At 39.1% G+C, this 26,044-nt stretch carries 21 protein-coding genes; 12 read left to right on the top strand and 9 right to left on the bottom strand.

Features of this window, described 5'->3' with window-relative positions:
• The first annotated feature begins 275 nt into the window (after positions 1-275).
• A complete protein-coding gene (locus N0B29_RS04445; RefSeq protein WP_263832468.1) occupies positions 276-983 on the top strand; it encodes a Bax inhibitor-1/YccA family protein in 708 nt (235 codons plus the stop codon).
• A gap of 77 nt (positions 984-1,060) precedes the next feature.
• Here the strand turns inward: N0B29_RS04445 and N0B29_RS04440 are convergent, their stop codons facing one another.
• From N0B29_RS04440 to N0B29_RS04420, 5 genes are all read right to left on the bottom strand, one after another.
• A complete protein-coding gene (locus N0B29_RS04440; RefSeq protein WP_263832467.1) occupies positions 1,061-2,272 on the bottom strand; it encodes a rhodanese-like domain-containing protein in 1,212 nt (403 codons plus the stop codon).
• Between the two features lie 313 nt (positions 2,273-2,585).
• A complete protein-coding gene (gene nrfD / locus N0B29_RS04435; RefSeq protein ID WP_263832466.1) occupies positions 2,586-3,758 on the bottom strand; it encodes an NrfD/PsrC family molybdoenzyme membrane anchor subunit in 1,173 nt (390 codons plus the stop codon).
• A gap of 9 nt (positions 3,759-3,767) precedes the next feature.
• A complete protein-coding gene (locus N0B29_RS04430) occupies positions 3,768-4,331 on the bottom strand; it encodes a 4Fe-4S dicluster domain-containing protein (RefSeq protein ID WP_263832465.1) in 564 nt (187 codons plus the stop codon).
• 2 nt (positions 4,332-4,333) lie between these two features.
• Positions 4,334-6,673, bottom strand: a complete 2,340-nt coding sequence (locus N0B29_RS04425; RefSeq protein ID WP_263832464.1) for a molybdopterin-containing oxidoreductase family protein — start codon at positions 6,671-6,673, stop codon at positions 4,334-4,336.
• Between the two features lie 338 nt (positions 6,674-7,011).
• Positions 7,012-7,749: a methyltransferase domain-containing protein gene (locus N0B29_RS04420; protein WP_263832463.1), complete on the bottom strand. Its 738-nt coding sequence runs from the start codon at positions 7,747-7,749 to the stop codon at positions 7,012-7,014.
• A 378-nt stretch (positions 7,750-8,127) separates the two neighbouring features.
• Between N0B29_RS04420 and N0B29_RS04415 the strand changes: the two genes are divergently transcribed.
• The 11 genes from N0B29_RS04415 to N0B29_RS04365 all read left to right on the top strand — a co-directional run bounded on the left by N0B29_RS04415 (position 8,128) and on the right by N0B29_RS04365 (position 21,955).
• Entirely contained in the window at positions 8,128-9,951 is a 1,824-nt protein-coding gene (locus tag N0B29_RS04415; protein ID WP_263832462.1) for a FecR domain-containing protein, read from the top strand.
• A gap of 210 nt (positions 9,952-10,161) precedes the next feature.
• Positions 10,162-11,919, top strand: coding sequence for a FecR family protein (locus tag N0B29_RS04410; RefSeq protein ID WP_263832461.1), 1,758 nt, complete (start codon positions 10,162-10,164; stop codon positions 11,917-11,919).
• Positions 11,919-13,223 (top strand): porin family protein, encoded by a 1,305-nt coding sequence (locus N0B29_RS04405; RefSeq protein WP_263832460.1) that lies wholly within the window; start codon positions 11,919-11,921, stop codon positions 13,221-13,223. The genes N0B29_RS04410 and N0B29_RS04405 overlap by 1 nt, the downstream gene beginning before the upstream one ends.
• Positions 13,224-13,226: 3 nt before the next feature.
• A complete protein-coding gene (locus N0B29_RS04400) occupies positions 13,227-15,443 on the top strand; it encodes a CHASE2 domain-containing protein (protein ID WP_263832459.1) in 2,217 nt (738 codons plus the stop codon).
• A 2-nt stretch (positions 15,444-15,445) separates the two neighbouring features.
• Positions 15,446-17,842 carry an HD domain-containing phosphohydrolase gene (locus tag N0B29_RS04395; RefSeq protein ID WP_263832458.1) on the top strand — a complete coding sequence of 799 codons (2,397 nt, stop codon included), beginning with the start codon at positions 15,446-15,448 and terminating at the stop codon, positions 17,840-17,842.
• An 88-nt stretch (positions 17,843-17,930) separates the two neighbouring features.
• On the top strand, positions 17,931-18,269 hold the full coding sequence (secG, locus tag N0B29_RS04390; protein WP_263832457.1) for a preprotein translocase subunit SecG: 339 nt from the start codon (positions 17,931-17,933) through the stop codon (positions 18,267-18,269).
• A 6-nt stretch (positions 18,270-18,275) separates the two neighbouring features.
• Positions 18,276-19,232 (top strand): polysaccharide deacetylase family protein, encoded by a 957-nt coding sequence (locus tag N0B29_RS04385; protein ID WP_263832456.1) that lies wholly within the window; start codon positions 18,276-18,278, stop codon positions 19,230-19,232.
• The gene (gene frr / locus N0B29_RS04380) at positions 19,219-19,779 is read left to right on the top strand and encodes a ribosome recycling factor (protein WP_263832455.1); all 561 of its coding nucleotides are present in this window, start codon (positions 19,219-19,221) and stop codon (positions 19,777-19,779) included. The genes N0B29_RS04385 and frr overlap by 14 nt, the downstream gene beginning before the upstream one ends.
• Positions 19,780-19,787: 8 nt before the next feature.
• A complete protein-coding gene (gene pyrE / locus N0B29_RS04375; RefSeq protein WP_263832454.1) occupies positions 19,788-20,396 on the top strand; it encodes an orotate phosphoribosyltransferase in 609 nt (202 codons plus the stop codon).
• A 6-nt stretch (positions 20,397-20,402) separates the two neighbouring features.
• On the top strand, positions 20,403-20,867 hold the full coding sequence (locus N0B29_RS04370; RefSeq protein ID WP_263832453.1) for an RDD family protein: 465 nt from the start codon (positions 20,403-20,405) through the stop codon (positions 20,865-20,867).
• Positions 20,864-21,955: an MFS transporter gene (locus N0B29_RS04365; RefSeq protein WP_263832452.1), complete on the top strand. Its 1,092-nt coding sequence runs from the start codon at positions 20,864-20,866 to the stop codon at positions 21,953-21,955. Before N0B29_RS04370 ends, N0B29_RS04365 begins: the two co-directional genes overlap by 4 nt.
• On the opposite strand, the gene N0B29_RS04360 is transcribed toward N0B29_RS04365, so the two are convergent.
• The 4 genes from N0B29_RS04360 to typA form a co-directional block, all read right to left on the bottom strand.
• A complete protein-coding gene (locus N0B29_RS04360; protein WP_263832451.1) occupies positions 21,939-22,391 on the bottom strand; it encodes a flagellar basal body-associated FliL family protein in 453 nt (150 codons plus the stop codon). The genes N0B29_RS04365 and N0B29_RS04360 overlap by 17 nt on opposite strands.
• The gene (locus N0B29_RS04355) at positions 22,392-23,360 is read right to left on the bottom strand and encodes a DUF3137 domain-containing protein (protein ID WP_263832450.1); all 969 of its coding nucleotides are present in this window, start codon (positions 23,358-23,360) and stop codon (positions 22,392-22,394) included. It abuts the gene before it with no gap.
• Positions 23,361-23,367: 7 nt separating this feature from the next.
• Positions 23,368-23,925: a LemA family protein gene (locus N0B29_RS04350; protein ID WP_263832449.1), complete on the bottom strand. Its 558-nt coding sequence runs from the start codon at positions 23,923-23,925 to the stop codon at positions 23,368-23,370.
• Positions 23,926-24,004: 79 nt separating this feature from the next.
• Positions 24,005-25,804: a translational GTPase TypA gene (gene typA, locus N0B29_RS04345; RefSeq protein WP_263832448.1), complete on the bottom strand. Its 1,800-nt coding sequence runs from the start codon at positions 25,802-25,804 to the stop codon at positions 24,005-24,007.
• Between the last annotated feature and the right edge of the window lie 240 nt (positions 25,805-26,044).

Raw genomic sequence — 26,044 nt, 5'->3', positions numbered from 1 at the left:
TGACATTGTTAAAATGGTAATGAACTTGAAGCAAATCCCCTACTTTGGGTGCTTCTCTTTAACCCCGTTCTCTCAAACGAGGACGAAATTATATATCCATACACCTTAAAATAAGGTTAAATACAAAAGGGGCTTGAATACTTTTTTTGTTTCTCTTAAAATGATTTATTTTTCGTTTACTCTCTTTCCATATAATAGGGAACTTAAAAATTGCATTCCATCTTTTGAATTTGATAGAATGCGTTTTGATTTATATATTTAAAAGGAGAATTAATATGGGACTGTATGACAGAAATTACATACAACAAAACTCACAAGAGAGTACCTATGAGCATGCAAGAGTCAACGAGAGCTCACTAGGATTGTTCATTAAACAAACCTATCAATTGTTTGCAGCCTCACTACTTGCTGCAAGTGCTGGCGCTTATGTTGGAATTGGTATGGCAAAAACCATCTCTTCTTGGTACTTGGGACTGGTTATTTTAGAGTTTGTTTTTTTATTTGGACTTTATGCGCTTAAACGAAAAGCTGGAATCAATATGATTTTGCTTTTTGGTTTTACCTTTGTAAGCGGATTAACACTGGTACCTTTGCTATCGCATACATTAGGAATGCCAGGAGGTGCTAGTATTGTTGCGAATGCGTTTATTTTAACGACAGTTGCTTTTGGTGGACTTTCGGTATTTGCAATGAATACCAAAAGAGATTTTTCTGCAATGGGTAAAATGTTGTTTATTACGCTTATCGTTATTGTGGTTGCAGGTATTATCAATATCTTTTTCCATAGTCCAATCTTACAATTGGCAATCGCTAGTATTAGCTCTATCTTATTTAGTGCTTTTATCCTTTACGATACACAGAACATCATTAAAGGTGCTTATGAGACGCCTATTGAAGGTGCTATTGCCTTGTATTTAGATTTTCTAAATCTTTTCATTTCACTGCTTCAAATTCTTGGTATTTTTGGATCACGCGACGAATAAGCTTTTGTTCAAGCATAAAAAAAGGGGCGAGAGGATTTAACTCCTCCACCCCCTTTTTAGGTTTACATGTAAAGATTCTAGCCTAATGGCTCATTTACTTTGATATCACACTTACCGCTTTTATCACATTTGATATTGGCATCAAAATAGAGAATTTTACTCACATCAATTTTGGCATCTTTAAGTTTCATAAAAGCTTCCATAGAACGTCCACCGGCAGAACAGTTAAAAATAACAACCTTCCCTTTTGGTAATTTAGCAGCTAAGTCTTTGGCATTTAGTTTGCCAGCTTCAATATTGATAGCCCCTTTAATGTGACCATTGGCAAACTCTCCAGCCGTTCTCACATCGACAACGGCTACATTTGCAGGGATTTTGTCGCTAACAATAAGCGCCTTATACCACTCACCATCAACACTTCCTTCGTCTTCACCTAGTTTGACACCTTCAACAAAAACATCTTTTTTAGGCGTTGTGGCGACTTCTACCTTTTTTGCTCCACCCGCTGTGGTCAATTGTCCAGCTTCTTTCCACTCAGGGTAGCCACCGGCATAGACGCTAATTTTTTGATAACCAAACTCTTGAAGTTTTTTAGCTAAGTTATGTGATTTAGCACAACTATAACCCTCGCAAAAGCTTACGATTGGTGTTGCCTTATCAGCTGGCAAACGTCCTTTTAGTTTATCGACTTCTTCATCACTCATGTACAGTGCCCCTGGAATAGTTCCTGCCATATATTTTGCATAAGGTCTTGCGTCCATAAATACAGCGCTATTGTTTTTGAAAATAGCTTGAGCAGCTGGCAAACCTATCTCAGGATAGTTTTTGCTGATCCATTCTGGCTCACCCGCTTGGTAAAGTTTTACATTTGTGAAGCCTTTTTCTTTCAAATGACCCGCAACGATAGGACTTTTTTCACAGTCCCATCCGCCACAAAAGACGATAATTTCTTTGTCTTTTGCCACTTTATCAAGCTGCCCGATAAATTTATCAATCTGCGTATCAGGTATATTGATACTCGAAGGAATGGTGCTGGCTAAATATTTTGGATTGGGGCGCGCATCAATTAAAAGCGCTTTTGCACCTTCTCTTGTACCATTTCCAATAGCTTGCTTTACATAAGCATAATCAACGTTTTCTAACTTAAATTTTTCAATAAGACCTTTCACATTTGCAGAGGGTTCACTTAACACTTTTACAGTTGTAGCAGTTCCTTCTGGTTGTGTTGTACACCCACTTAATAATAATACTGCAACAACAATGCTTGAACTAATTATTCTTAGTTTCATCTCATCTCCTTTTTCTATAGTTATACATTAACAGACCCAATTATAAAATATTCTTTGAGTACTGAAACGTTATTGATCACAAATGTGACACCAAGCAAAGCTATAACCTAATAATTATATAAAGAAAACATAATAATTATTATACTTTATTACTTAAAAAGCATTAAACATTCAAAAAAAATTTAAGAAGATAACTATTTTTTACTAAGAGTAGCATGTCATTTTTTGACGATTAAATGTAGGGGAAACGAAGATTTCAAAAAGTACTGCACAGTGAAAAAATCTTTTCCACTGTGCATCTAAAAACTATTGTTTAATGATGAGCACTTTCGGTTTCATCAAGATTAAAGACTTTATCGGCAAGATAATACATAAACAGAGCCAAACCAATACCACCAAATCCTATTGCAAATTCTGCAGCGGATGGGAAGTACTCTACAAATGAAGGCGCTACTTGATATTCAGCACGTTTGAGTGTTGTCATAGGATAAAGCAATGTGTCATGAACTAAGTCATAACGCATAAAGAAAATACCTACCATGCCTGTGATAGAGGCATAAATGGTTGCTTTAATCGCTTTTGCATTGCTCACTAAAATAATCGCGAAAGGAATTAACATACCTAAGATCAACTCACCAAACCAAAAATTTGGATGTTTAATGGCATGTAAAATAGTCGCTGCGCGCTCTGGCATATCTCCATACAACGCTGTTAAAATTTTCCACGCTTCAAAGAAAATAAGCACGGCTAAAAGCATGCCTAAAATTTTTGAAAGTTTGACAAGCATAACGCTTACTTTTTCAGGAAAATTCATTTTGTATCTAAAGCCATACATTAAGAAAACCAAGTAACATCCTGTAATCATCGCGGAGAGAATAAAATACACAGGATAAAATACACCATTAGCTGAAGGACGTGAAATCAAAAATCCAAAAACGGCTCCAAGGTTAGAGTGCGCCGCAAGACCCACTAAAAGTCCACAAATACCAAAGATTTTAGAAAACGTGTGATTGACCTTAATCGCTAAAAAGAAAAACTCTAAACAGATAAAGGTAAGATAAAGACCATACAACGTTCCCATCCACCAAATAGCAGAGGTAAGACCAGGAGTTAAGACGTTGTAAATGAGCATTGTCATTGGGTGACCAATCTCTAAGCCAATAACCGCAAAACCCGAACTAATGGTAATAATAGCACCCGCAATAGCGCGTTTACCAATTTGCTGAAACTCAGGAATTCCAAAAACATGTCCAATAGAGGAGATAATACAAAGACCTGTGCTGGATACAACAAAGAAGACATACATTGCGATGAGTAAACCCCATGGATGTTGTCTTGTTACATTGTAAACATGGTGTCCATGTAAGATATAGGCAACCGCGCCTGCCATAAAAGCGGCAAGAAGTGCTACGGTTACAATTGCTATCCCCAGATTAAGAGGCGTTTTTTCAAAATAAAAGAGTTTTTTCAAAGAAATTGTTTGCATCATAAACTCCTACAAGATATAAAATAGTTTTGGTTTCGTACCCAAGTGTTCTTTCACTTGACGATACTCTTTGTTAGCAAGCAATACAGAAATCTCGCTGTTTGGATCATCTAAATCACCAAATACCCTCACTTTTGTTGGGCAGGTCGCTTGACATGCTGTGGTTGTTTCGCCATTCGCTAGTCTCGTATCTGAACAGAAGGTACATTTATCGACTGTATTGGTTCGATTATCCACATAACGCGCATCATAAGGACATGCATTAATACAATACGTACATAAGATACATTTAGTAGGATCAACCATAACCATACCATCTTTGCTGTAATAGGTTGCATTGGTTGGGCAAACTTGCTGACACGGTGCATTCTCGCAATGCTGACATTGACTTGGATGATAGGTTTGTGAAGCGATAGAGATATTGGGGAATTGTCCCTCCGCCTCTTTTACACCCACCCAAATACGATAATGATCTTTGAGAAGCAAAACACCATTTTCTTCTTTACATGCACTTTCACATGCTCTACAATTAATACAATTTTTGTAGTTTAGTGCCATTCCATAACGTGCCATGATTAAACCTTTCTAATTTCTACAATTGTGTCGTGAAGACAGGTTGACCCGTGCATCGGCTCAATGCCATCTTCAATAATGGCTGCATCATTACCGCCATTGTTGTATCCAAGCGTAAGTGCTTTTGAGTAAACGCCAAAACCATGGACAAAAAAGAGTGTATCAGGTCCAATTTTCTCTGTTGGATACGCTTTGATCGTTGTTTTGCCTACCTTGCTAGAGACTTCGAGTTTATCGCCAAACTTAATGCCTAACTTTTCGGCAACGCGTTTATTAATCCATGCGTAGTTTTGTGGCACAAGATTGAGAAGCATTCGGTTATTAGATGTTCCTGATTGAGTAAATTGCGCATGACGTCCTGTAATAAATCTAAATTTACCTGCTGGAATTGCCATTTCATATTCACTTTTCCATACAGGCATAGCGTCAATTCCTTTTTTAGCCAGAGCCGGAACGGAACACTCTATTTTGCCTGATGGTGTCGCGAACTTGTTATTTCTCACCGAATAAGCACGTTTCGTTTCAGGATAGTACTCATAATCATTCACACCCACTTTTTTGAAATATTCATTCATATTTGGGTAGAAAACACCTTTTTCTTTCAGGATGTCTGCTGCACCTTCGTATTTTTCAACGGCGTGCGCATTGAGTTCTGCTTGATCGTGTGCAAATGGCTTTGTTAAATCAAAGTCTGCATAGACTTTATCTTCACCATCATCTTCAATGGCACTTTGAACATCTTCATCGTATTTTTTAGTGATTTCAAAAAGTGGTTTGGAAAGTTTGGCACTAAGCCCTCTCATGATGTCCATAACAGGTTTACTCTCAAACATTGGGTCAATGACTTTATTACGTTGAGCGATGGAAGGCTCAATACCACCATACGAAACGACTGGATCGGTTCTCTCTAGATACGTACACTCAGGCAAGATAACATCACTTAACATGACCGTATCACTTGGCATCGTGTCGATTGTAACAACAAGATCCAATTTTTTAAGGAACTCTTCTGTTTTTTTATTGTTTGGCATATTTTGCATTGGATTGTGTTTGTAGTTAAAAAGGGCACGAACAGGATAAGGACTGCGACCTTCTAAAACCATATTTCTAAACGCTACCCATGAGCCAGAACCACCCACAACCGCTGCTTCATCTTTTTCGATACGAGGTTTTGCTTGCGCATACATAGGAGCAACGGCGTCATGCTCAATCAATGGTAATGTTTTACCAAAGCAGATACCACCTTTAACATCAACACCACCACCAAGAGCTGAAAAAATCGCTTGAGCACGGCGTAATTGGAAGTCATTTTTAGACCACGTCGTACGTCTTCCTTGGTAGTAAATCGCCTGAGGAGCATTTGCCATAAAATCACGAGATACTTGATAAATATCGGCTGCTTTAATACCAGTGATTTTTTCTGCCCACTCTGGGGTATAATTGTTACTTAAAATATGCTCTTTATAGGCATCAAAACCATTGAAGTAATTTTCAACAAAGGCTTTATTGTATCGCTCTTCTTTGATCGCTACATAGGTGAGCGCTAAAACAAAGGCTAAATCGGTTCCAACATTAATAGCAAGCCATTTATCACTTTTAGCTGCTGTATTGGTAAAGCGAGGATCAACCGTAATCAGTTTTGCACCTCGTCCATTGGTACGTTTGAAAAAGTCCATCGTGTCAGGAGTGACAATCGCTTCAGCGCGATTTGCTCCTGCCATAATGACGTATTTTGCATTGTCCAAATCCGCTTGACCATAACCGCCAATCGTGAGGGAATACCCCGAAACCGTTGTGGCTAAACAGAGACTTGCGTGGTTAAGAAAATGGGAAGATCCAAACATCGTGAAGAAACTTTTGAAGGTGTGCTCTGCAATACCCTCACCTGCACAAAACGCTACGGTTGAACGGTTATCTTTCTCTTCTTCTAAGATTTTGGTGAGTTTTTCGTTAATGTATGCATAAGCTTCGTCCCAACTGACACGCTTAAACTTACCACTTCCTTTTTCACCATCGCGAATCAACGGATATTTGAGGCGATCAGGATCATAAAGAGCTTGAATACCTGAATTTCCACGAGCGCAGAGCATATTACGTGATTTTGGAAAGAGTGGGTTTGGATCGAGTTTTTCAACGACGCCATTGCGGACATGCGCAATCGCTGCACATTTATTAACACACATTTCACAGAGTGTTGCTACTTTTTTATCTTCATTGCCAATTTTTTTGGCCGGTGTTGCAGCGCTCGCCATAATGGAAGAGGAACTAAGGCTCACTCCGCCAGCGATAGACATCGCCACACTACCTTGAAGAAATCTCCTTCTCGAGATCTCTACTTTCATCGCGTCTCCTTGTAATCTTTTGCCTTTAAGGTTCACACTTTCAAATCACATCTAAAAGTGTGTCTTTGTATATCCATTGTAAAGGTTAAATCTTAGAAAGAACTTACAAAAGGTAAAAAAAAGTATCCAAAACGTAATATTATGGAGCAAATGCCCTATTTTACGAGATTTATAAAGTGGTAAAACTTTGGTTATTTTCCGACATTTTTCTTATAAAGGTAAATTTTTATAAACTTTTTTTGCCATTTTTTTGCCATTTTGGTTAAAAAAAACAAAAAACATTCAATTATTTTTTTTAAGGTTAGAGTAGTGATTTTAAGGGGATGTATAAAGTTTGGTTATATTTTATTTACCTTTTGAAACTCATTTGACACACCCCAAATAAAAAGCACCTCAAACTCAAGATAGTCGTATGGATAATTTTGAATTAATGCTTTAGTTTGTGCGACACTCAAACTTTTTTCACCGCCACTTACACCGCTTCTTTTAATGTAACGGAACTTGGAGAGGTTGTCCTCAAAAAAAAGTCGAAATGTTTTGATTTCATAGTTACATGTAAAGTATTTTTCAAACATGTGAACCAACGTGGTTGCGCTTGGTAAAAAAGTGATGCGATCACTCATTGTATAGATGGTTTCAAACGTTTTATCGGTAAAAATAGCAAATGCGCCCTCTTTACATGTAAAGCTCATTTGAGCAACTAAAGCTTCAATGTCATTTGCCCACTGCAGAGCAGAAGAGGAGATCAAAAGATCGTACGGTGGGTTTAGGCGAGAGAGTAAAAAAGGCGATTCAAAATCCTCACAAATGATTTCAATCTCTTTACATGTAGGATGAAGTTCACACATGCCAAGAGCATTGTCCACTCCCGTAAATTGGCTTATTTTCCATGGGATATTTTTAAAGACTGCACCACTTCCACACCCTAAATCCAAGACTTTTGTAGGTTTCGTTGTAATGCGAGAGATTAAATAACGCGCTACTTCTTGTTGTAAGGAGGTATAGTCATCGTAGCTATGGGCATTTTTTGAGAATTCTTTAATATGTTTTGCAATCATGTAAGTCTTAATGTCCACTATTTTTCCAAAAATTATACTCTGCACTGCCTAAAAAGTGTCTGTTTAACCTTTACATGTAAAGTTATTCTTACACCTCTTTATTGGGAGCTAAGACTATTCTCAAACGCATCAATATTTAAAATATTTAACATTTTTTGGCTTTTTATCCCTTAAGTCATATCAAAGTCACATCTGAACCGTACAAAAGTAGACCGTTTCATCGCTAACGTTCCGATAAAATATAATCTGTAGTTGGTAACTTTTTAAGAAAGTTTCTAACACTCATGAGTCTATGCTTTAAATTATTTTTTGAAGCTGGACAACCATAAAAACTTTACGGTTCTAACAAACAGTTTTGAGTTATGGATTCAAAGACTGAATATACAGGAGAAAACAATGTCTAAATGGGGGCGTTTAGGTATTTTTATGTGTCTTTTCTTAGCGACACAGGTATGGGCATCTATTGGAAAGGTCTCTCTTTTGAAGGGAGAAGCCATTGCAAATCGCAATAATCAAACAATTTCACTTGCCAATGGAACAACACTCGAAGAACACGATATTATTACAACACGTGCAAATAGCCAAATTCAATTGACATTTGAAGATAAAACCGTCATTACCCTGGGTAGTGAGAGTGTTTTAGACATCAAAGAGTATCTGAATGACGCACAAGATCCTAAAGCAAAATTCAAATTTAGCCAAGGTACATTTAAAAGTATTACAGGACAAATTGGCAAAAAAGCTCCTGAAAACTTTAACCTTGAAACTAAAACTGCAACGATTGGTATTCGTGGAACAACAGTTGTCGGTCAAATCGGTCAAGGCGAAGCGCCTGATATTATTGGCTGTAGTAGTGGACGCATTGTCGTCAGTAATGCTGGAGCTACCGTAGCAGTTAATGCTGGTTTTCAAACCACCGTATCAAAAACCCAAGCACCAACACCAGCAGTTGTACTAACTCCAGCATTACTGATGAGTAGTCAACCTGCGCCATCTGCTCCACTTGCTACACATACACCGTCATCAGATGCACTGCCACCACTTTCAGCAGAGCAAGTTTCTACTCAAACCGCTTCTGTTTCTCAGCCTATTCAGGCAACAGCAACGGATGCGGGACCTGCACATCAAATTGTTAGTAGTAACACAGCGCAAACTGTTTCTGTTTCTCAGCCTATTCAGACAACAGCAACAGATGCGGGACTTGCACATCAAATTGTTAGTAGTAACACAGCACAAGTCACGCAAACCAATCAACAAGTGCTAGCAACAGCCAATATCGCTACACAGATTAATGATATTGAAGATGCTGATGTTGCCGATACAGTCAATGAAGTTTTATCCGCTAGCAGCCATTTTTATTATCCAACATTCAATAACCCACGCCTTCAAGCATCTTCTCGTAATGTAGGAACCGTTAATTTGAGCGGTTTTGCCACATCATCGTATACTAGCAATGGAGAAACACGTTCTAGCATAAACGATACTTTTATGCTTTCAATCCAAAGTGGTACTAATAGCCTTAGTGACACCTACAGCTACATTACACTGGATCGTATCGGTTCGTTGGTGATAGATTTAGCCAAATCCAGCGACGCTTCTACCATGACTTACAAAAAGCTCAATAGATTTGCTATCAAAGATTTTGATAACTACCAAGGGTGGATTATTACAAAAAACACTTATGCCAATGACTATGTTTCATGGGGATATTGGGCCATTAATCTCAATGATGACAGTAAACTTCTTGCCTCTGCTAACTATTGGGTTGCAGGTCTTAATTCCGATAGTGCAAATAGCCATATAAATACATTGATTGCTAAAAATCATACAACTACTTACTCTTACAATGGGCATGTTATTGGTTCAGTCAGTGACGGAACCAATAGTTATAACATTGACCCTACTAGAAATAATGATGTCAAATTAAATTTTGATTTTGGTGGAGGAAATGGCACCCTTAAAAATACTAGCTACATTAAATTTCAAACGAGCCAATCAACACCAGAATTATGGAAAATTACCCCTTCTGGTACGGTTGGAAGCGGTAGCTTTTCCATCTCAAATATAGCTAATGTGGCTGTAAATAGTATCACAGATAGTACAAGCACCAGCATAATCAATGGTCAATTCTATGGAACATCCGCTCAAGCAACTGGCGGTACATTTAGTGCAACATCGGGTTCCAACACGGCAACAGGTGTTTTTAAAGCAACACGATAATTAAAACTCACATTTATTAGGATAATTGCGTTTCTTAGCACAAAGCTTTTAACGCAATCATCCTTTTCAGTAGAAAAGCTTTATACCTCTATATTCTGGCAAAAAATACCTGCTTCATCTTTACATGTAAACAGCGTGCAAAAGTACCAATAAGAGTTTAAGAAATTTTTTCATAGAATAGGTATTACACTATAAGTTTAGGAGAAAACAATGTCTAAATGGGGGCGTTTAGGTATTTTTATGTGTCTTCTATTGGTGACACAGGTATGGGCATCTATTGGAAAAGTCTCTCTTTTGAAGGGAGAAGCCGCTGCATCGAGAGATAATCAAACTATTAAGCTCTCCACAAACTCTCATATTGAAGAACATGATATGATTGTTACGAGCAATAACAGTCAAATTCAATTAACGTTTGAAGATAAAACCGTTATTACACTTGGAAGCTCGAGTGTCTTGGATATTCAAGAATATCTTAATGATGCACAGCAACCAAAAGCAAAATTCAAATTCAATCAAGGTACGTTTAAAAGTATTACAGGCGAAATTGGTAAAAAAGCGCCAGAGAATTTTAATTTAGAAACAAAAACAGCGACCATTGGTATTCGTGGAACAACTGTAGCAGGGTCTGCGGGATATGAGAATGGGCAAAATTACGTGTCACTTCTATCCGATTCGGACGGTGGCGTAGGGCAAATTGTTATCACCAATCATGGTGGTACACAAATTCTGAATCAAGCAGGTCCCTTACAGTTTAGTTCATCATTTGCACCACCGCCACCGCCACCAGTAAGACCCGATTTAATTGGGTGTTATTCAGGTGCGATTGTTGTCACTAATCCTCATGGTAGCGTCCCTGTATCTGCAGGTTCTTTTACGATTGTCTCTCTAAATTTCGCACCAACACCACCTGCACCTTTAACACCGGCTCAACTACAACAATTAAATCAACCACTATCGCCATCAGCACAATCTCAAGGTAGCTCTGCTCCGTCTCAGGCGACAGCACAAACACCTGCAATAACAGCAGCTCCACCCGTTGTAGAACAAGCTTCTCAAACCAGCCAGCTAGCAAATACTTACACTCATTTTACAAACCAAATTGACAATTACAGTGATAGTTTTTACCCTGTTTTCAGTCCAACCCTTCAATCGTCATCTACCCATGCTGGAACTGTCACACTTAGCGGTTTAGCAACTTCCAAATATCTTTTTGATGGTATTGCAAACAGTATAGAAGACACCCTAACACTTAGCCTTGATACGAGTAATGATAGTATTTCCAGTGGTGCTATTTCACTTTACCGTGAAGTCTCTGAGCCAGTTTCTTTAATCAAGGCAGCTAATAGCGCAACGATGACCTATAAAGATATCAATCGTTTTGCCATCAAAAATTTTGATAACCAAGCAGGTTGGATGCAAACGGACAATACCTATGCAAACGACTATGTCTCTTGGGGATACTGGGCAATGAAAGTTAATGATGATAGCACACTTCTACCTACTATGAGCTACTGGGTTGCAGGCAAAGATGCTGCTTCCGCAAGTGCGTATGTTACAACAAAAATTGGTGATGCAACTACGACAAATTACACTTACAATGGACATGTTATCGGCTCTGTCATCGATGGTGGCAATAGCTATAATATTGACCCTACGACCAATAATGCCATTGCGTTGAATTTCGATTTTGGTGGAGGATGCGGTAGCCTTAGCTCTGGGTCTATTCAATTCCAAACCAGCCAAACAACGCCTCAAGTGTGGTCTGCTAACCTCTTTAGCACAAGCGCATCTGGAAGTGGCTTTGCTGCTTCTGAAGGTGAAATTTCCATTAATGGCACACCAAGCAATACCAGTATTACATCAGTTAAAGGTCAATTCTATGGTTCATCTGCCCAAGCAGTAGGTGGAACATTTAAACTAAAAGCAGATTCACAAACGGCGATAGGCGTTTTTAAGGCGGTAAAATAATGAAATTCTCACATATTGCAATCATTGCACTTCTTGGTACACAACTTTTGGCACAAGAACCTACTTCTGGGGAGCTTTATAACTCCGCACAAAAAGCTTATGCTCAAAATGACTTTGCCACAGCCTACCCATTATTTGAGAAACTTTCCGATCAAACACCTGAGAACACTGAGATAAACTTTCTCTTTGGGCGTTGTGCTCTAGAACTTCGCCAATATGACACAGCTGTTGCAGCCTTTGATCGTGTACTCATACTCAATCCCAAACACACACGAACACATCTTGAATTAGCTCGCCTTTACTATGAGCGTCAAGAGTTAGAACTGGCTCAAATAGAGCTAGACTTAGTTTTAAATGACCAGCTTCCAAACGATGTGCGAGATTCTGCCACGACGTTTAAACGTAAAATTGACGAGAGCATGAGCCGCCATCACTTCAGTGGAGCACTCATTGTAGGTGGTGGATACGATAGCAATGTCAATAACGATATTGGCGCAAAACAGTTCACACTTCCCGCTTTAGACATTCCAATTTCAGGCAATGATAAAAAAGGCGATGGCTATGGTTTTTCAACCTTTGTTTTAAACCACAGCTATGACTTTGGTGATCGTGGTGGTTGGAGCTTGGAAAATAGCTTTGTAGCATACGACAAACTTTACTCCCAATCCAGCAAAAACAATCTGGTACTCTTTTCACTCTCCAGTGCCCCAACGTGGAGTGAAGATAAAACAACCGTAGCACTTCCTGTCACATTTGATCGTGTTTATATCGATGGCAAGGGCTATCTCGCCAATGTTGGAGCAGGCATTAAAAGCAGTTATCTTCTTGATCCGCTCTCTCAAATTGAGGGAGGCTATAGCTTTAAGCGAGGCTATTACCACGATGAGACATACGATGTCAATGCACATTTGCTCTTTATCAATTATCGACGTATCATCGGTGAAAACCTTTTTGCCTTAGGACTTCATACCAGTTATGGCATCAACAAAGAAGTTGAAGAAGTACGAACCGATGTGCAAAACAAAGAGTGGAAATACGGATTTGATCTTTCTAAAGAGTTCACCAAAGATTTCCGAAGTTCTTTTGGCTATACCCGTACTTCGACCAATTATGACGACGTGGATGCCATTTTTCTTACTAAACGCCAAGATGACAAAGACCAGTATGAACTCTCTTTTGGCTACACACTTCAAAAAAACCTCTCTTTGGGAGCCAGTGTGATGTACAGCAACAACCACTCTAACCATGATCCATACGACTACGACAAAATAAACGCTCTCGCTAGTATTATGTGGACGTTCTAGTCTATGCGCAAAAGCCTACTGCAAATTCTTTTTACCTTGATCGTTATGGTGGGAAGTGTTGTAGGCTACCTCTACTACAGCTCTTTTTGGCTTCCTTTTGAGTATAAAATCAAAGACAGAATGCTTCAAAGTAGAGGTGAAATTAAGGGCGATGAGAATATTGTCATTATCGACATCGATGAAAAGAGCCTCAAAGCACTAGGTCAATGGCCTTGGAGCCGTGATAAAGTAGCAAAACTTCTGGAAAATCTCTCCAATCTTGGCGTTGCCATTGTCGGACTTGATGTAGTTTTTGCCGAAGCCGATAACAGCTCGCCTCAAAAGGTTTTATCACAGTTGGGATTACCCCATAACAATGTACCCGATTACGACGCTATTTTTGCCGAAACCATCGCCAACACGCCTACAATTGTCGGTTATGTTTTTGCGCTTACACCTGATTCTATCGAGCCAGAGGGAAGTCCAAAATCAGCAGCAACCATTGTGGAACAAAATCGCCCAAAACACTCATCGTTGATCAAACCATACCGTGCAATTTTGAACATCCCTCAGATTCAAAAACAAGCCTATTCAAGCGGCTATTTCAATACCGTTCCTGATAATGACGGCATTGTGCGAAGCATTCCTTTGGTCATGGAATATGACGGCGTGCTCTATCCTTCGCTAAGTCTTGAAATGGTACGCATTTTACTCGGTGAGAAGAGAGTCAACATTGTCTATGATGAGAGTGGACTTCGTCAAATTGAGATTGGAGAGCATGTCATCCCCACAGATTTTTTTGGACGCTTGATGGTCAATTACCGCGGAGGTCAAAATAGCTACCGTTATATTTCAGCCATTGACGTCTATAACAACAGCGTTGATCCTTTACATGTAAAAGATAAAATCGCTCTTTTGGGAACTTCCGCAGCGGGTCTTTTAGATCTTAGAAGTACCCCATTTGAAAGTGTTTATGCCGGTGTCGAAGTGCATGCCAATGCGATTGATAACATACTTCATCAAGATTACATTGCTAAACCCATTTGGGCATTAGGTGTTGATATACTCAGTATCGTATTGCTTTCACTCTTGACCTTAGCAATTTTACTCTTTCCTAGCGCATTTTTTAGCTTTGTAGCTCTTGTTGCACTCAACCTCATCGTGATTGTGGCGCACTACTACTGCATGGTTTATCAAGGCATTTTACTCAATACCATTTTGCCATTAGCGGCAATCAATATTCTTTTTATCGTAGGGCAAGCGATCAACTACTTTTTAGAAATACGCCAAAAAGAGCTTATCAAACATAAATTTGCCAGTAAAGTAAGTCCAGCGGTTATGAATAATATTCTTGCGAGCGAAGATGACGTTTTGCAAGGTATCGAAAAAGAGATCACTATTTTCTTCTCCGATGTGCGTAACTTTACCGCTATCTCCGAAGCCGCAGGCGACGCAAAAAAACTGATTCATCTTATGAATGCTTATATGGATCCTATGAGTCAGATTATTATTCGCTCCGGTGGCACGGTCGATAAATTTATTGGTGATGCGATTATGGCATATTGGAATGCTCCTATTAGCATCGAAGATCACGCGGATAAAGCTGTGACTGCGGCATTGCAACAACTTCACCATCTTAAAACACTCAATGCCGCACTTAAAGATAACCCTGAGTTTGACAAAGTAACCGCTATGGCAGAGGAAAAAGGGATACCTATCATCGATATTGGTATTGGTATTAATACCGGTGTTGCCATTGTCGGCGAAATGGGAACGAGCAGTAGAAGTGACTATACCGTTATTGGCGATCCTATCAATCTTGGCTCCCGTCTTGAATCTTTGTGTAAGTATTACAACTCTCACCTTACGATTTCAAACTTCACCAAAGCCCAGCTCAAAGGCGATTACATTTTTCGTTTCTTGGACTTGGTCACCGTTAAAGGCAAAAGTGAGCCTGTAGAAGTATGGCAAATCCATGACTTTGACACCCCCCAACAAGAGCCACTCTATACGGTGAGCTATGAAGCACTCCAAGAGGAGCTAACATTGCATCATGACGCGATAGCCCTTTACAAAGAGGCGCGCTTTGCGGAGGCTCTTTGTTTATTTGAAGCATTACAAAAACAAGAGACTAAAACCAACTATGCACTCTACCCTATTTATATAGAGCGTTGTTCGCATTACATTGCCTTCCCACCTACAGCATTTAATGGTGTTTTTGTACACACCACCAAAGGATAAATATGAGCCACATTCGCATTCTTGGCGCACAAGGAAGTAGGTCTAAAAATGCCTTTACGACATGTATTCAAATCAGTAAAAATACGCTGATTGATGCGGGCAATATTATGAATGCTTTAGGCGAAGATGCTTTACATGTAAATCATATTTTTTTCTCCCACGCTCATTTAGATCATATCATTGATGCCGCTTTTATGATTGACAATTTTTTTGCAAAGCGCACAGAAACACTCTATCTCTATGGGCTTACTGGAACGATTGAAGCCCTAAAAAAGCACCTTTTCAATGATGTTATATGGCCAGATTTTAGTAAAATTTATCTGCCTCATAGTTTCACTCCTGCGATCACCTATGTGACTATTCAAGCCAACAAAAACTACCCTGTCGAAGAAGGCATTACACTTACTCCTTTTCTTGCTAACCATACGGTCGCGTGTTGCGGTTATATGATTGAGCAAAATGGAAGTAGCATACTTTTTTCAGGTGACACATTTCATAATGAAAATCTCTGGCATACACTCAACAAAAAACCTGAAATTAAAGCCCTGATCATTGACGTTTCCTTTCCAAATCGCCTCTCAAAAGTCGCGACGGAGAGCAAGCACTTAACGCCACATTTCCTCCAACAAGATTTAGCGTATCTCAAACGTAATGATGTTCACATCTATATCAATCACCTCAAACCCTTTTACGCGGAACAAATTGCAAGTGAGCTTGAATCTATAGGTATTGATAAAGAGATGATTTTACGCGATGGCGAAAAAATAGACCTCTCAACAGGACTTCTTCATCACGCTACGCTTGCACCTAGCGTTGATGAGCGCGTTAAAAAACTGACGCAAATTGGAACAGCTCTCTCCGCTAATGAAAACCTCGATACGCTACTCGAAATGATCGTCACAGAAGCCAAAAATCTTACCAATGCGGATGGTGGAACACTTTATCTGCTCGAAAAAGAGACTTTGCGTTTTCAAGTCATTCAAACAGACTCTTTGAATATCAAAATGGGTGGCACGAGCGGGAAAATCACGTGGGCACCTTTGCCACTTTACTTAGAAAATGGAACACCTAACAAAGCGATGGTCGCGGCAACATGTGCTTTGGAAGATCGCCTTATTAACATTCCTGATGTCTACGAAGCGGTAGGTTTTTCCTTTGAGGGAACCAAAAAGTTTGATCAAGGCACAGGGTATCGCTCCAAATCCATGCTTGTTATCCCGATGAAAAACCATGAACACGAAATTATTGGCGTACTTCAACTGATCAACAAACAAACAGAAGAGACCTTTGAAGCGATCCCTTTTGATAGTGAAGATGAGCAGATCACGCTTTCATTAGCATCACAAGCGGCGATTGCCATTACCAAAACCTCACTGATCCAAGGGCTTGAAAATCTTTTGGAGTGTTTCTTGAAGAGCATTATCTTCACCATCAGTAAAAAATCACCGTATACTGCAGGGCACATTAAACGTATGGTAAAACTGAGCGTCATGCTCGCAGAAGCGATTAACCAAGACACAACACTTTATGCCCATAAACATTTTAATCCAGAAGAGATCAAGCAGATCAATTTTGCTGCCTTGATGCACGACATTGGTAAACTTGCGTCACCCGAACATATTCTCAATAAAGCAACTAAACTCGAAGCACTGTTTGACCGTCTTACGCTAATTGAAAACCGTGTCAAAACGATTGAAAAAGCTTTACATGTAAAACTCTTAGAAGACAAAATGCTTCTTTTGGAAAGCAACCATTTAGACCATGTAGATGCTTTGGAAGCCACGTATAAACAACAGATGCAGACACTCCATGACACCTTTGCACTCATTCAATCTAGCAATAATGGAGAAATATTTTTAAGTAACGAGAATGTTGCTCTCATTCAATCAATTGCGGAAAAACCATGGGTGATTGGTGATCAAACCTACATCATTTTAACCAAAGATGAAGCACATCATTTGAGTGTACAAAGAGGTACTTTGACTTTCGAAGAACGCGAGATTATCAACGATCACGCAAAGATAAGTGTCGATATTTTAAACCGCCTTCCGTTCCCTAAAAAATACCAGCAAATTCCCCAAATTTCAGGCAATCACCATGAAAAAATCAATGGTAAAGGTTACCCACAAGGTCTCAAAGGGGATGAAATCAGCTTTGAAGCACGCATCCTAGCCGTTGCCGACATCTTTGAAGCACTCACAGCCAGTGATCGTCCTTATAAAGCGGGTATGCCACTTTCTACTGTCATGAAAATTCTTTATACGATGGCAAAAGAGGGCGAACTTGATAAAGAGTTAGTCAAATTTCTCTATACTTCAGGCATCTATTTAGAATACGCTAAAGCCTTTTTGCCCGAGCGTAGTATCGATGAAATAAAGCTTGATTTTGAGACATTATAAGAGAGAAAAACGTACTTTAACGATTTTTTAACTCGTTTTGGATATAATCCTTAGTTCTACATTATTTTGAAAACAAAGGACATCCCTTATGACCACCGTTTTATTGGTTTTACAATTTGTATTAACCGCCATTTTAACTGTTTCTGTACTCTTACAAAAAAGCTCATCTATAGGTCTTGGCGCATATAGTGGAAGCAATGAATCCCTTTTTGGTGCAAAAGGACCAGCGGGTTTTATGGCTAAATTCACCTTTATCATTGCGACACTTTTCATTGTCAATACCCTAGCTTTAGGCTATTTTTACAACCAAAATAAAAAAGTATCCATTGCTGAAGATATTAAAATCGAAAAAAGCGTTGTACCAAGCGGTATTCCAGCACCTATCACAACTGCTCCAGCAGCACCTGAAGCTCCTGCGTCTAAATAATAAGCTATGAAATCTTTTTGGCTTGTGTTGTGTTTGAGTGTGATGATGTGGGCAGATGCTCATATCTTCATCTACCATCGTTTTAACGATTCCAGGTATCCCTCAACCAACACAACGCTAGAAGAACTTCGCAAAGAGTTCGACTACTTCAAAAAAAATGGTTATGAAGTCATTCCACTTGAAAAATTGGTTAAAGCGCTTCACAACAAAGAGACCATTCCTGATAATTGGGTTGTTCTGACCATCGATGATAACTACAAAAGTTTTTATGAGCATGGTTTAGCCCTTTTCAAAGAGTACAACTACCCCTTCACAATGTTCGTTTATGTCGGAGCAACAGAGCAAAAATATGGTGATTTTATGAGTTGGGATCAACTCAAAGAAATTGCCAAGTATGGCTCTTTAGAGTTTCATTCACTGAACCATCCCCATCTAACCGAACTCAGTGATGAAGCGATCAAAAAAGATTTTGACGAGGGTTTGGCACTTTTTGAGAAACGCCTTGGTCTAAAATCGCACTACTACTCCTACCCTTTTGGTGAGTTTAGTCCACGGGTTAAAGCGATTGCAACACGTTATGGCTTTGAAGCGATTTTAAACCAAACGATGGGAGCCGTAGCTAGTTTTAGTGATCCACTTGATTTAGACCGCTCTGCATTGGTTGGCAAGAGTGATTTAACAGGATTTTTAAAGTATAAGGCGCTTGAAGCTACATGGATAGAACCTACGGTATTACTTCAAGATGGCAAGCTTACATCTTTACATGTAAAGGCACAAACCACATCACAAAAAGGTGGCATTTACATCAGTGATCATGGCTATCAAGAGGTTAGTTTAAGCGACGGTGTTTTTGAAGCACAGATTAACAAAATATTGACCAAAGAGCGCACACGGGTTATCGTCTCCGTGGGCAATAAAATTTCAACGAAACTACTTGTAAAGGATAAATATGGAACTCAGTAAAATCTATGCTGAACAAAAAGAGCATATGGAAAAATGTATTGCGGCACTTAAGCGCGACTTTATGACCATTCGTAGCGGTAAAGTCTCTACCACTATTTTAGACAACATTCATGTCGACTACTACGGAACACCAACCGGTCTTAGCCAAGTAGCAACTGTTTTGGCCACCGATGCAACCACCATCACCATTTCTCCTTGGGAGAAAAAGATGCTAAGAGAGATCGAAAAAGCGATTATGCAAGCCAATATCGGTGTTAATCCAAACAACGATGGTGAAGCCATTAAACTTTTCTTCCCTCCAATGACAAGTGACCAACGTAAAGAAGGCGCGAAACAAGCTAAAACGATGGGCGATAAAGCAAAAATCGCGATTCGCAATGTTCGTAAAGACTCTAACGATCAAGTTAAAAAATTGGAAAAAGATAAACTCATCACTGAAGACCAATCTAAAAAAGGTCAAGATGAAGTCCAAAAAATCACCGATGCAACCGTTTCTAAAGTCGATGATTTAGTCAAAGAAAAAGAAGCTGAACTACTTAAAATTTAAGGGCGACCATGCAAGTTGAAAAAATATATAAAGATGCAAATGCCCTTTTAGAAGGACACTTTCTTCTTAGTAGTGGAAAACATTCACGTTATTATCTTCAAAGCGCAAAAGTTTTAGAAGATCCAAAAGTTGCAGAGCAATTAGCCGTTGAATTAGCCAAAATGATTCATGCTTCCAAGCTTGAAATCGACACCATCTGCTCTCCAGCCCTTGGTGGTGTTTTAGCGGGCTATGAGCTTGCACGTGCCCTTGGAAAACGCTTTATCTTTGCGGAGCGTGTGAATGGTGAGATGACCATCCGCAGAGGCTTTGAGGTGAAAAAAGGTGAAAAAATCCTTGTCTGTGAAGACATCATCACTACAGGTGGCTCTGCTTTAGAAGCGGCTAAAATTGCTGAAACGATGGGTGGTGTCATTGTAGGCTTCGCAGCACTTGCCAATCGTGGTTTTTGCAAACGGGTAGGAAGCGATCTTGAAGGTAAACCTACATGTAAACTACCTCATGATGCACCATTCTTTGCACTGGCTGATTTTGAATTTGATATTTATGAGCCAAGTGAGTGTCCTTTATGCAAAGAAGGAAGCGTGGCTTACAAGCCAGGTAGTAGAGGAAACTAGGCGTTTATGCGATGGCGTACTGCTAAAAAAGCACTTCATCCAAAGGAGAGCAAAGAAACTTTGCTTCCTTACACCATCGCACCCTTTCTTCAACGTCTCAAAGCCTTTGTCGTAGACTCTTTTATGCTTCTTATGCCTATTCTCTACATTGTCTTTTATATCATTTATGGCTCACGCGAAGGCTTTGCAGAGCACATACTTCAAGGTTGGCTTCTTATTCTTATTCCTTATGGCATGATCACCCTCGCCTTTCTCAAACGAAGCGGACAAACGCCTGGCTATAAAGCGTATGATCTTAAACTGATTGATCTCAAAATGGGACAAATGGCTTCTTTGGGACAACTTATCGTACGTTATAGTGTGCTTCTTTTAACAGCTATCACGATTATTGGGCTTTTTATACCACTTCTGCGTAAAGATAAGTTAGCCCTTTATGATATTTTGAGTCAAACTGCCCCTATTTGCAAATGATCTTTTTTAAAATCTCGGGCTTTTTCTTTTTCTACTTTGTAGTCACGGGGGTTTATGTCATCTTTATGCCCAAAATTTTACAGATGATAGGTTACAGCACACCTCAAATTGGGGCTATCTTTGCCTTAGCACCGCTTATGCGTTTTTTTGTACCCTTCTTCTTTCTTAAGCATTTTGAACTAACACAAAAAGTCTTTTACACGGCTCTTGGTGGAGCGCTTTTTTCTATTCTCATGTTTTATCCAACCATTAACCATTTTTACCTCTTTATGCTCCCCAATATGCTTTTAGGTGCCTGTCTTGGCATGATTTTGCCTTATGTTGAAACGTATGCGATGGAGCATCTTCAAAAAGAACGCTTTGGAAGGTCACGTCTGTTTGGCTCTATTGGTTTTATGCTTACGGGTATCATTTTAGCGCAACACCTTGAGGACTACACGAACGGTCTGCATTACCTACTTTTAGGCATTGCACTTACGGCTTGTTTTGCCTACTTTCTTACGCAAAACAACCCTGTTTTTACCACCTCAAGCACCACTACAGAAGTGCCTTTTAGCTTTTTACATGTAAAGTATTTATGGCTCAGTCTTTTTCTCATGCAGGTCAGTTTTGGTGCGTTTTATAACTTCTTTACGATCTATGAGACTGAACACGGCATCAGCCTTGAAGGCACAAGCTACTTGTGGGCTTTTGGTGTTATTTGCGAGATTATTCTATTTTATTTCCAAGCACCGCTTTTGCGCCGCTTTAGCCTTCTTTCTTTAGTGAAATTAGGCGTATTTGCAACCGCTCTTCGCTGGTTTTTACTTTTTCTTTTTCCCTCGTCACTCTTTATCTCTTATGCCACACAATCGCTTCATGCCTTTAGCTTTGCACTGCATCACACCGCAGCCCTCAGCCTTCTTTACACGCTTTATGCGCACAAAAAGCTTGCGGCGCAGTTTTACTATGGCTTTTCATTTGGGCTAGGAGGATTTGTAGGTGCCCTGCTTGCGGGCTATTTTTATGGAGAGTATCTCTATTTGTATGCGAGTTTCATTGCCTTACTCTCGCTTAGAAGTTTAATGCTTTTTAAGGGGCGAGAATAAAGTTTTTGATATAAATTGTCTCAATCTGATACCCAAATGTATTTTCTAGCATATCAATCAACTCTTCTTTAAGTCGCTCTTTTCCACTGACTGTTTCTAACCCATTGGCATCCATAGTATTGAGATACTGCAAAACAGCATTACGCACATTATCCATATTGGCTTGTAACGATTTTTTACTGGTATTGCTTTTCATGACTAAGGCAATATCCGCTTTTAAAATTTTATATTTTTGGGATTTTATATTGATATAAATGGTATCAAGACTTATCTCTTTAGCATCGGTACTAACATTCGTAGCACGTTTTGTACTTGTTGCACCATAAGAGGACTGCGTATTATCTTCTTTGAGCATATAATTAAGCGTTACAAATCCAATGATGATCAAAAATACAATAAATGCCAAAGAGATTTTGAGTAGTTTTTCATTAAACATTTAGCGTTTACTCCATAGTTTTTCATTCAGTTTAAATTCATTGACGATGCTAACAATCATTGCCAAAAGTTCAAAATAGTCTTTAATGTAATTAAATTCTAATAAGGAACGTGATAATATCGGCTCAAAGAGCGGTTTAGTGTAATTGAGTGCTAAAAAAATTTTAGAATCAACAAATGAAAGATAAAGCGGCTTGCCAATTTTGGTACGAAATTGCACTATTTTTTCCATAAACGCATGTGAAAGAATATAACGACTCTCTATCTGATCACTTCCATAAACTACAAATAATTTCTCAAATTCAACATGATCAAGCTTAATGAGCTCGCCTCTTTGCACATTCATTCCCTGCATCCACGAACCCAAAACACCCAAACTCCGTTCAGCGACATCAGGGAGAACCACGACTTTAGAATGAAATGTTTTGTTAAAATCAGCCATAAAAAAGAGCCCTGTAAAAATGTCGTGCCACTCTTCATTGTTGTTTTTCGTGCGCACTTTTTTCTCTACATGTAAATCACAAAAACGTACATCAACCCCTTCAATCTTCCCACTGATGAGATCATGACCACTGAACCGATCGTAAGATTCTAAAAAAAGCTCACTCTGTTGATATTCATGTTCACTCATAGAACCTGTTTTATCATAAATCAGTGAAGCATCAAGAAAATGAATGATTTTTTCAATCACTTGATCTTTAAACAACGATCCATACCCAGCACTTTCATGACGGTAAATAAACATAAAGATCAAAAATGCACCCATTCCACTGACCATGAGCGCATTTAGCGGTATTAAAATAGCGTTTTTTGTCAAGAATAAAAAGAGAATCGTAGCAATAACTAAAAGAATAAAAGCAGCTTTTTTAAGCGTAGCAACGATGCTTTGGCGTTTCTCCTCCAAAGCTTTCAGCTCTGGATACATCGACTCGTAGTAATAATCAAGCAATGATGCAAGATTTGTTTTCAAGCGTTACCTATTTTTGAAAAAGATTTTTCACATCAACATTCGCGCGCTCATTTGAGGGAATACTAAAGACCTCTTTGCGCACTAACTTCATCGCACTTGCCATAAAATTTGTTGGGAACATCTCTATAGCATTGTTATAATCGGTTACGCTTTGATTGTAAGCCCTACGCGCTGCGGAGATTTGCTCTTCAAGTTCGTTAAGCGTTCCTTGCAAATGCAGAAAATTTTCATTCGCTTTAAGCGTAGGATAGTTTTCAACCGCTACCATTAAATTACTAAGCATTGAAGAGAGTTGTTTATCAAGTGCTATGGTCTCACGACTATCAAGTGAGCCATTGAGTGCTTTGGAGCGAAGTTCGGTGATTTTCTCAAGCGTTGCGCGCTCATGCACCATATACTCTTTGACACTTGCCACAAGATTAGGAAGAAGATCGTAACGTTTTTTGAGAACAGCATCAAGCCCGGCAAAAATATTTTCAACTTGATTTTTTTTAGAGATAAGCGTGTTGTACATAAACACGATAATGAGAAGAATAACACCTGCAACAACCAAAAACGTTTCCATGATAAACCTCCTGTATTGTTTAGACATTATACGATTTTGCCACCAAGATAGTGGCAAAATCTTTACATGTAAAAGCTTTTTAGCGGCTCATACGTTTACGTTGTGTTGGATCGAGGTATTTTTTACGAATACGAATGTTGATTGGCGTTACTTCAACCAATTCATCATTTTCAATCCACTCAAGCGCTAATTCTAAGTTCATTTTACGTGGTGGAACGAGTTTAATCGCTTCATCTGCGCCACTACTTCTAACGTTACTTTGTGGCTTACCTTTGATCGGATTGACATCCAAATCATTTGGACGTGAATGCTCACCAATGATCATACCAGAGTAAACTTTGACTTGTGCATCCACAAAAAGAACGCCACGCTCTTGCAAGCTGAAAAGTGAATAACCCATCGCCGTTCCTGTTTCCATTGAAACAAGTGCACCATTTTTACGGTGTTCAACTTCGCCACTGAGTGGTCTAAAATCTAAGAATGAGTGGTTCATAACACCCTCACCTTTTGTATCGGTCAAGAACTGTCCACGGAAACCAATAAGACCACGCGCAGGAATTTCAAACTCAATTCTCGTTTGACCATCTCCTGTTGGGTTCATCGCTTTCATTTCTGCTTTTTTACGACCTAGTTTTTCGATAACAGCACCCGTAAATTCGTCAGGTACATCGATAACAAGGTGCTCAAATGGCTCCATTTTAACACCATTTTCTTCTCTAACGATAACTTCAGGACGACCTAATGTAAACTCAAAACCTTCACGTCTCATGTTCTCAGCCAAAATAGTAATTTGAAGCTCACCACGACCTGAAACTTTAAATTTACCCTCGCCCGCACTCTCGTATTTCATCGCGATATTCGTTTTCATCTCAGATTCTAAACGTTCAGCGATTTTGTTTGAGGTAACATATTTACCATCAAGTCCTGCAAATGGAGAATCATTGACCGCAAAAACAACGGAGAGTGTTGGCTCTTCAATGTGCAATGGATCGAGTGGCATAGGATTACTTGGATCAACCAAACTATCGCCCACATCAAGTGTCTCAAAACCAGCAACCGCTACGATGTCACCACTTTCTGCTTCATTAATGTCAATTCTTTCCAAACCGTGAAAACCAATGAGTTTTGAAACACGTCCACGAACTTGCTCACCATCGGCTTTTGCAAGTAAAACAGTCTCATTTTTCTTAATCGTTCCGTTAAAAATACGTGCAATACCGATTTTTCCAACGTAATTATCATAATCAAGTGTAAAAACTTGAAGTTGAAGTGGATTCGTTGCATTGCCTGAAGGCGTTGGAACATGCTTGATGATGGTCTCAAAAAGAGGTTCAAGATTTTTATTCTCATCGCTCATATTGTGTTTAGCATAACCCTCTTTTGCTGCGGCATAAACGATAGGGAATTCAAGTTGATCTTCGTTTGCACCAAGGGCTACTAAAAGGTCAAATACCTCATCGACAACACGATCAGGATCAGCAGCAGGCTTATCAATCTTGTTAACAACAACGATTGGGCAAAGACCAAGGCTAAGAGCTTTTTTAACAACAAACTTGGTTTGTGGCATAACGCCTTCTTGTGCATCGACAAGAAGTAAAACGCCGTCAACCATTTTCAAAACACGCTCAACCTCACCACCAAAGTCGGCGTGGCCTGGAGTGTCGATAATGTTGATTTTAATATCTTTGTAGCGAATGGCTGTATTTTTAGAAAGAATGGTAATACCACGCTCTTTTTCAAGATCGTTACTGTCCATGGCTCTTTCTTCTACTTTTTGGTGTGCTGTGTAAGTTCCTGATTGTTTCAACAGCTCATCGACTAAGGTCGTTTTTCCGTGGTCAACGTGTGCGATCACAGCAATATTTCTAAACTCTTGCAAAAAATTCTCCTCGAAAATAACTTTTACATCTCATATAAAACGTACGTGATTGGTGTAGTTTGATGAAGTAAATATGCTTCATTATACCACTTTCTTACTAAATTAAAAATATCCTTACATGTAAAGCTATTTTTAACGCTTTTTCTGAAAGTTTTAAGCAGCACTTTTAACACGCAATTTTCTTTAGTACAACGTCTATACATACTTCGTCTAAAAAAACTCAAAATTTGGAATGAGTAT

Source organism: Sulfurospirillum oryzae, from assembly GCF_025770725.1.
Lineage (GTDB): Bacteria > Campylobacterota > Campylobacteria > Campylobacterales > Sulfurospirillaceae > Sulfurospirillum > Sulfurospirillum oryzae.
The sequence above is the reverse complement of the archived record's forward strand: the minus strand, read 5'-3'. Positions and strand labels throughout refer to the sequence as shown.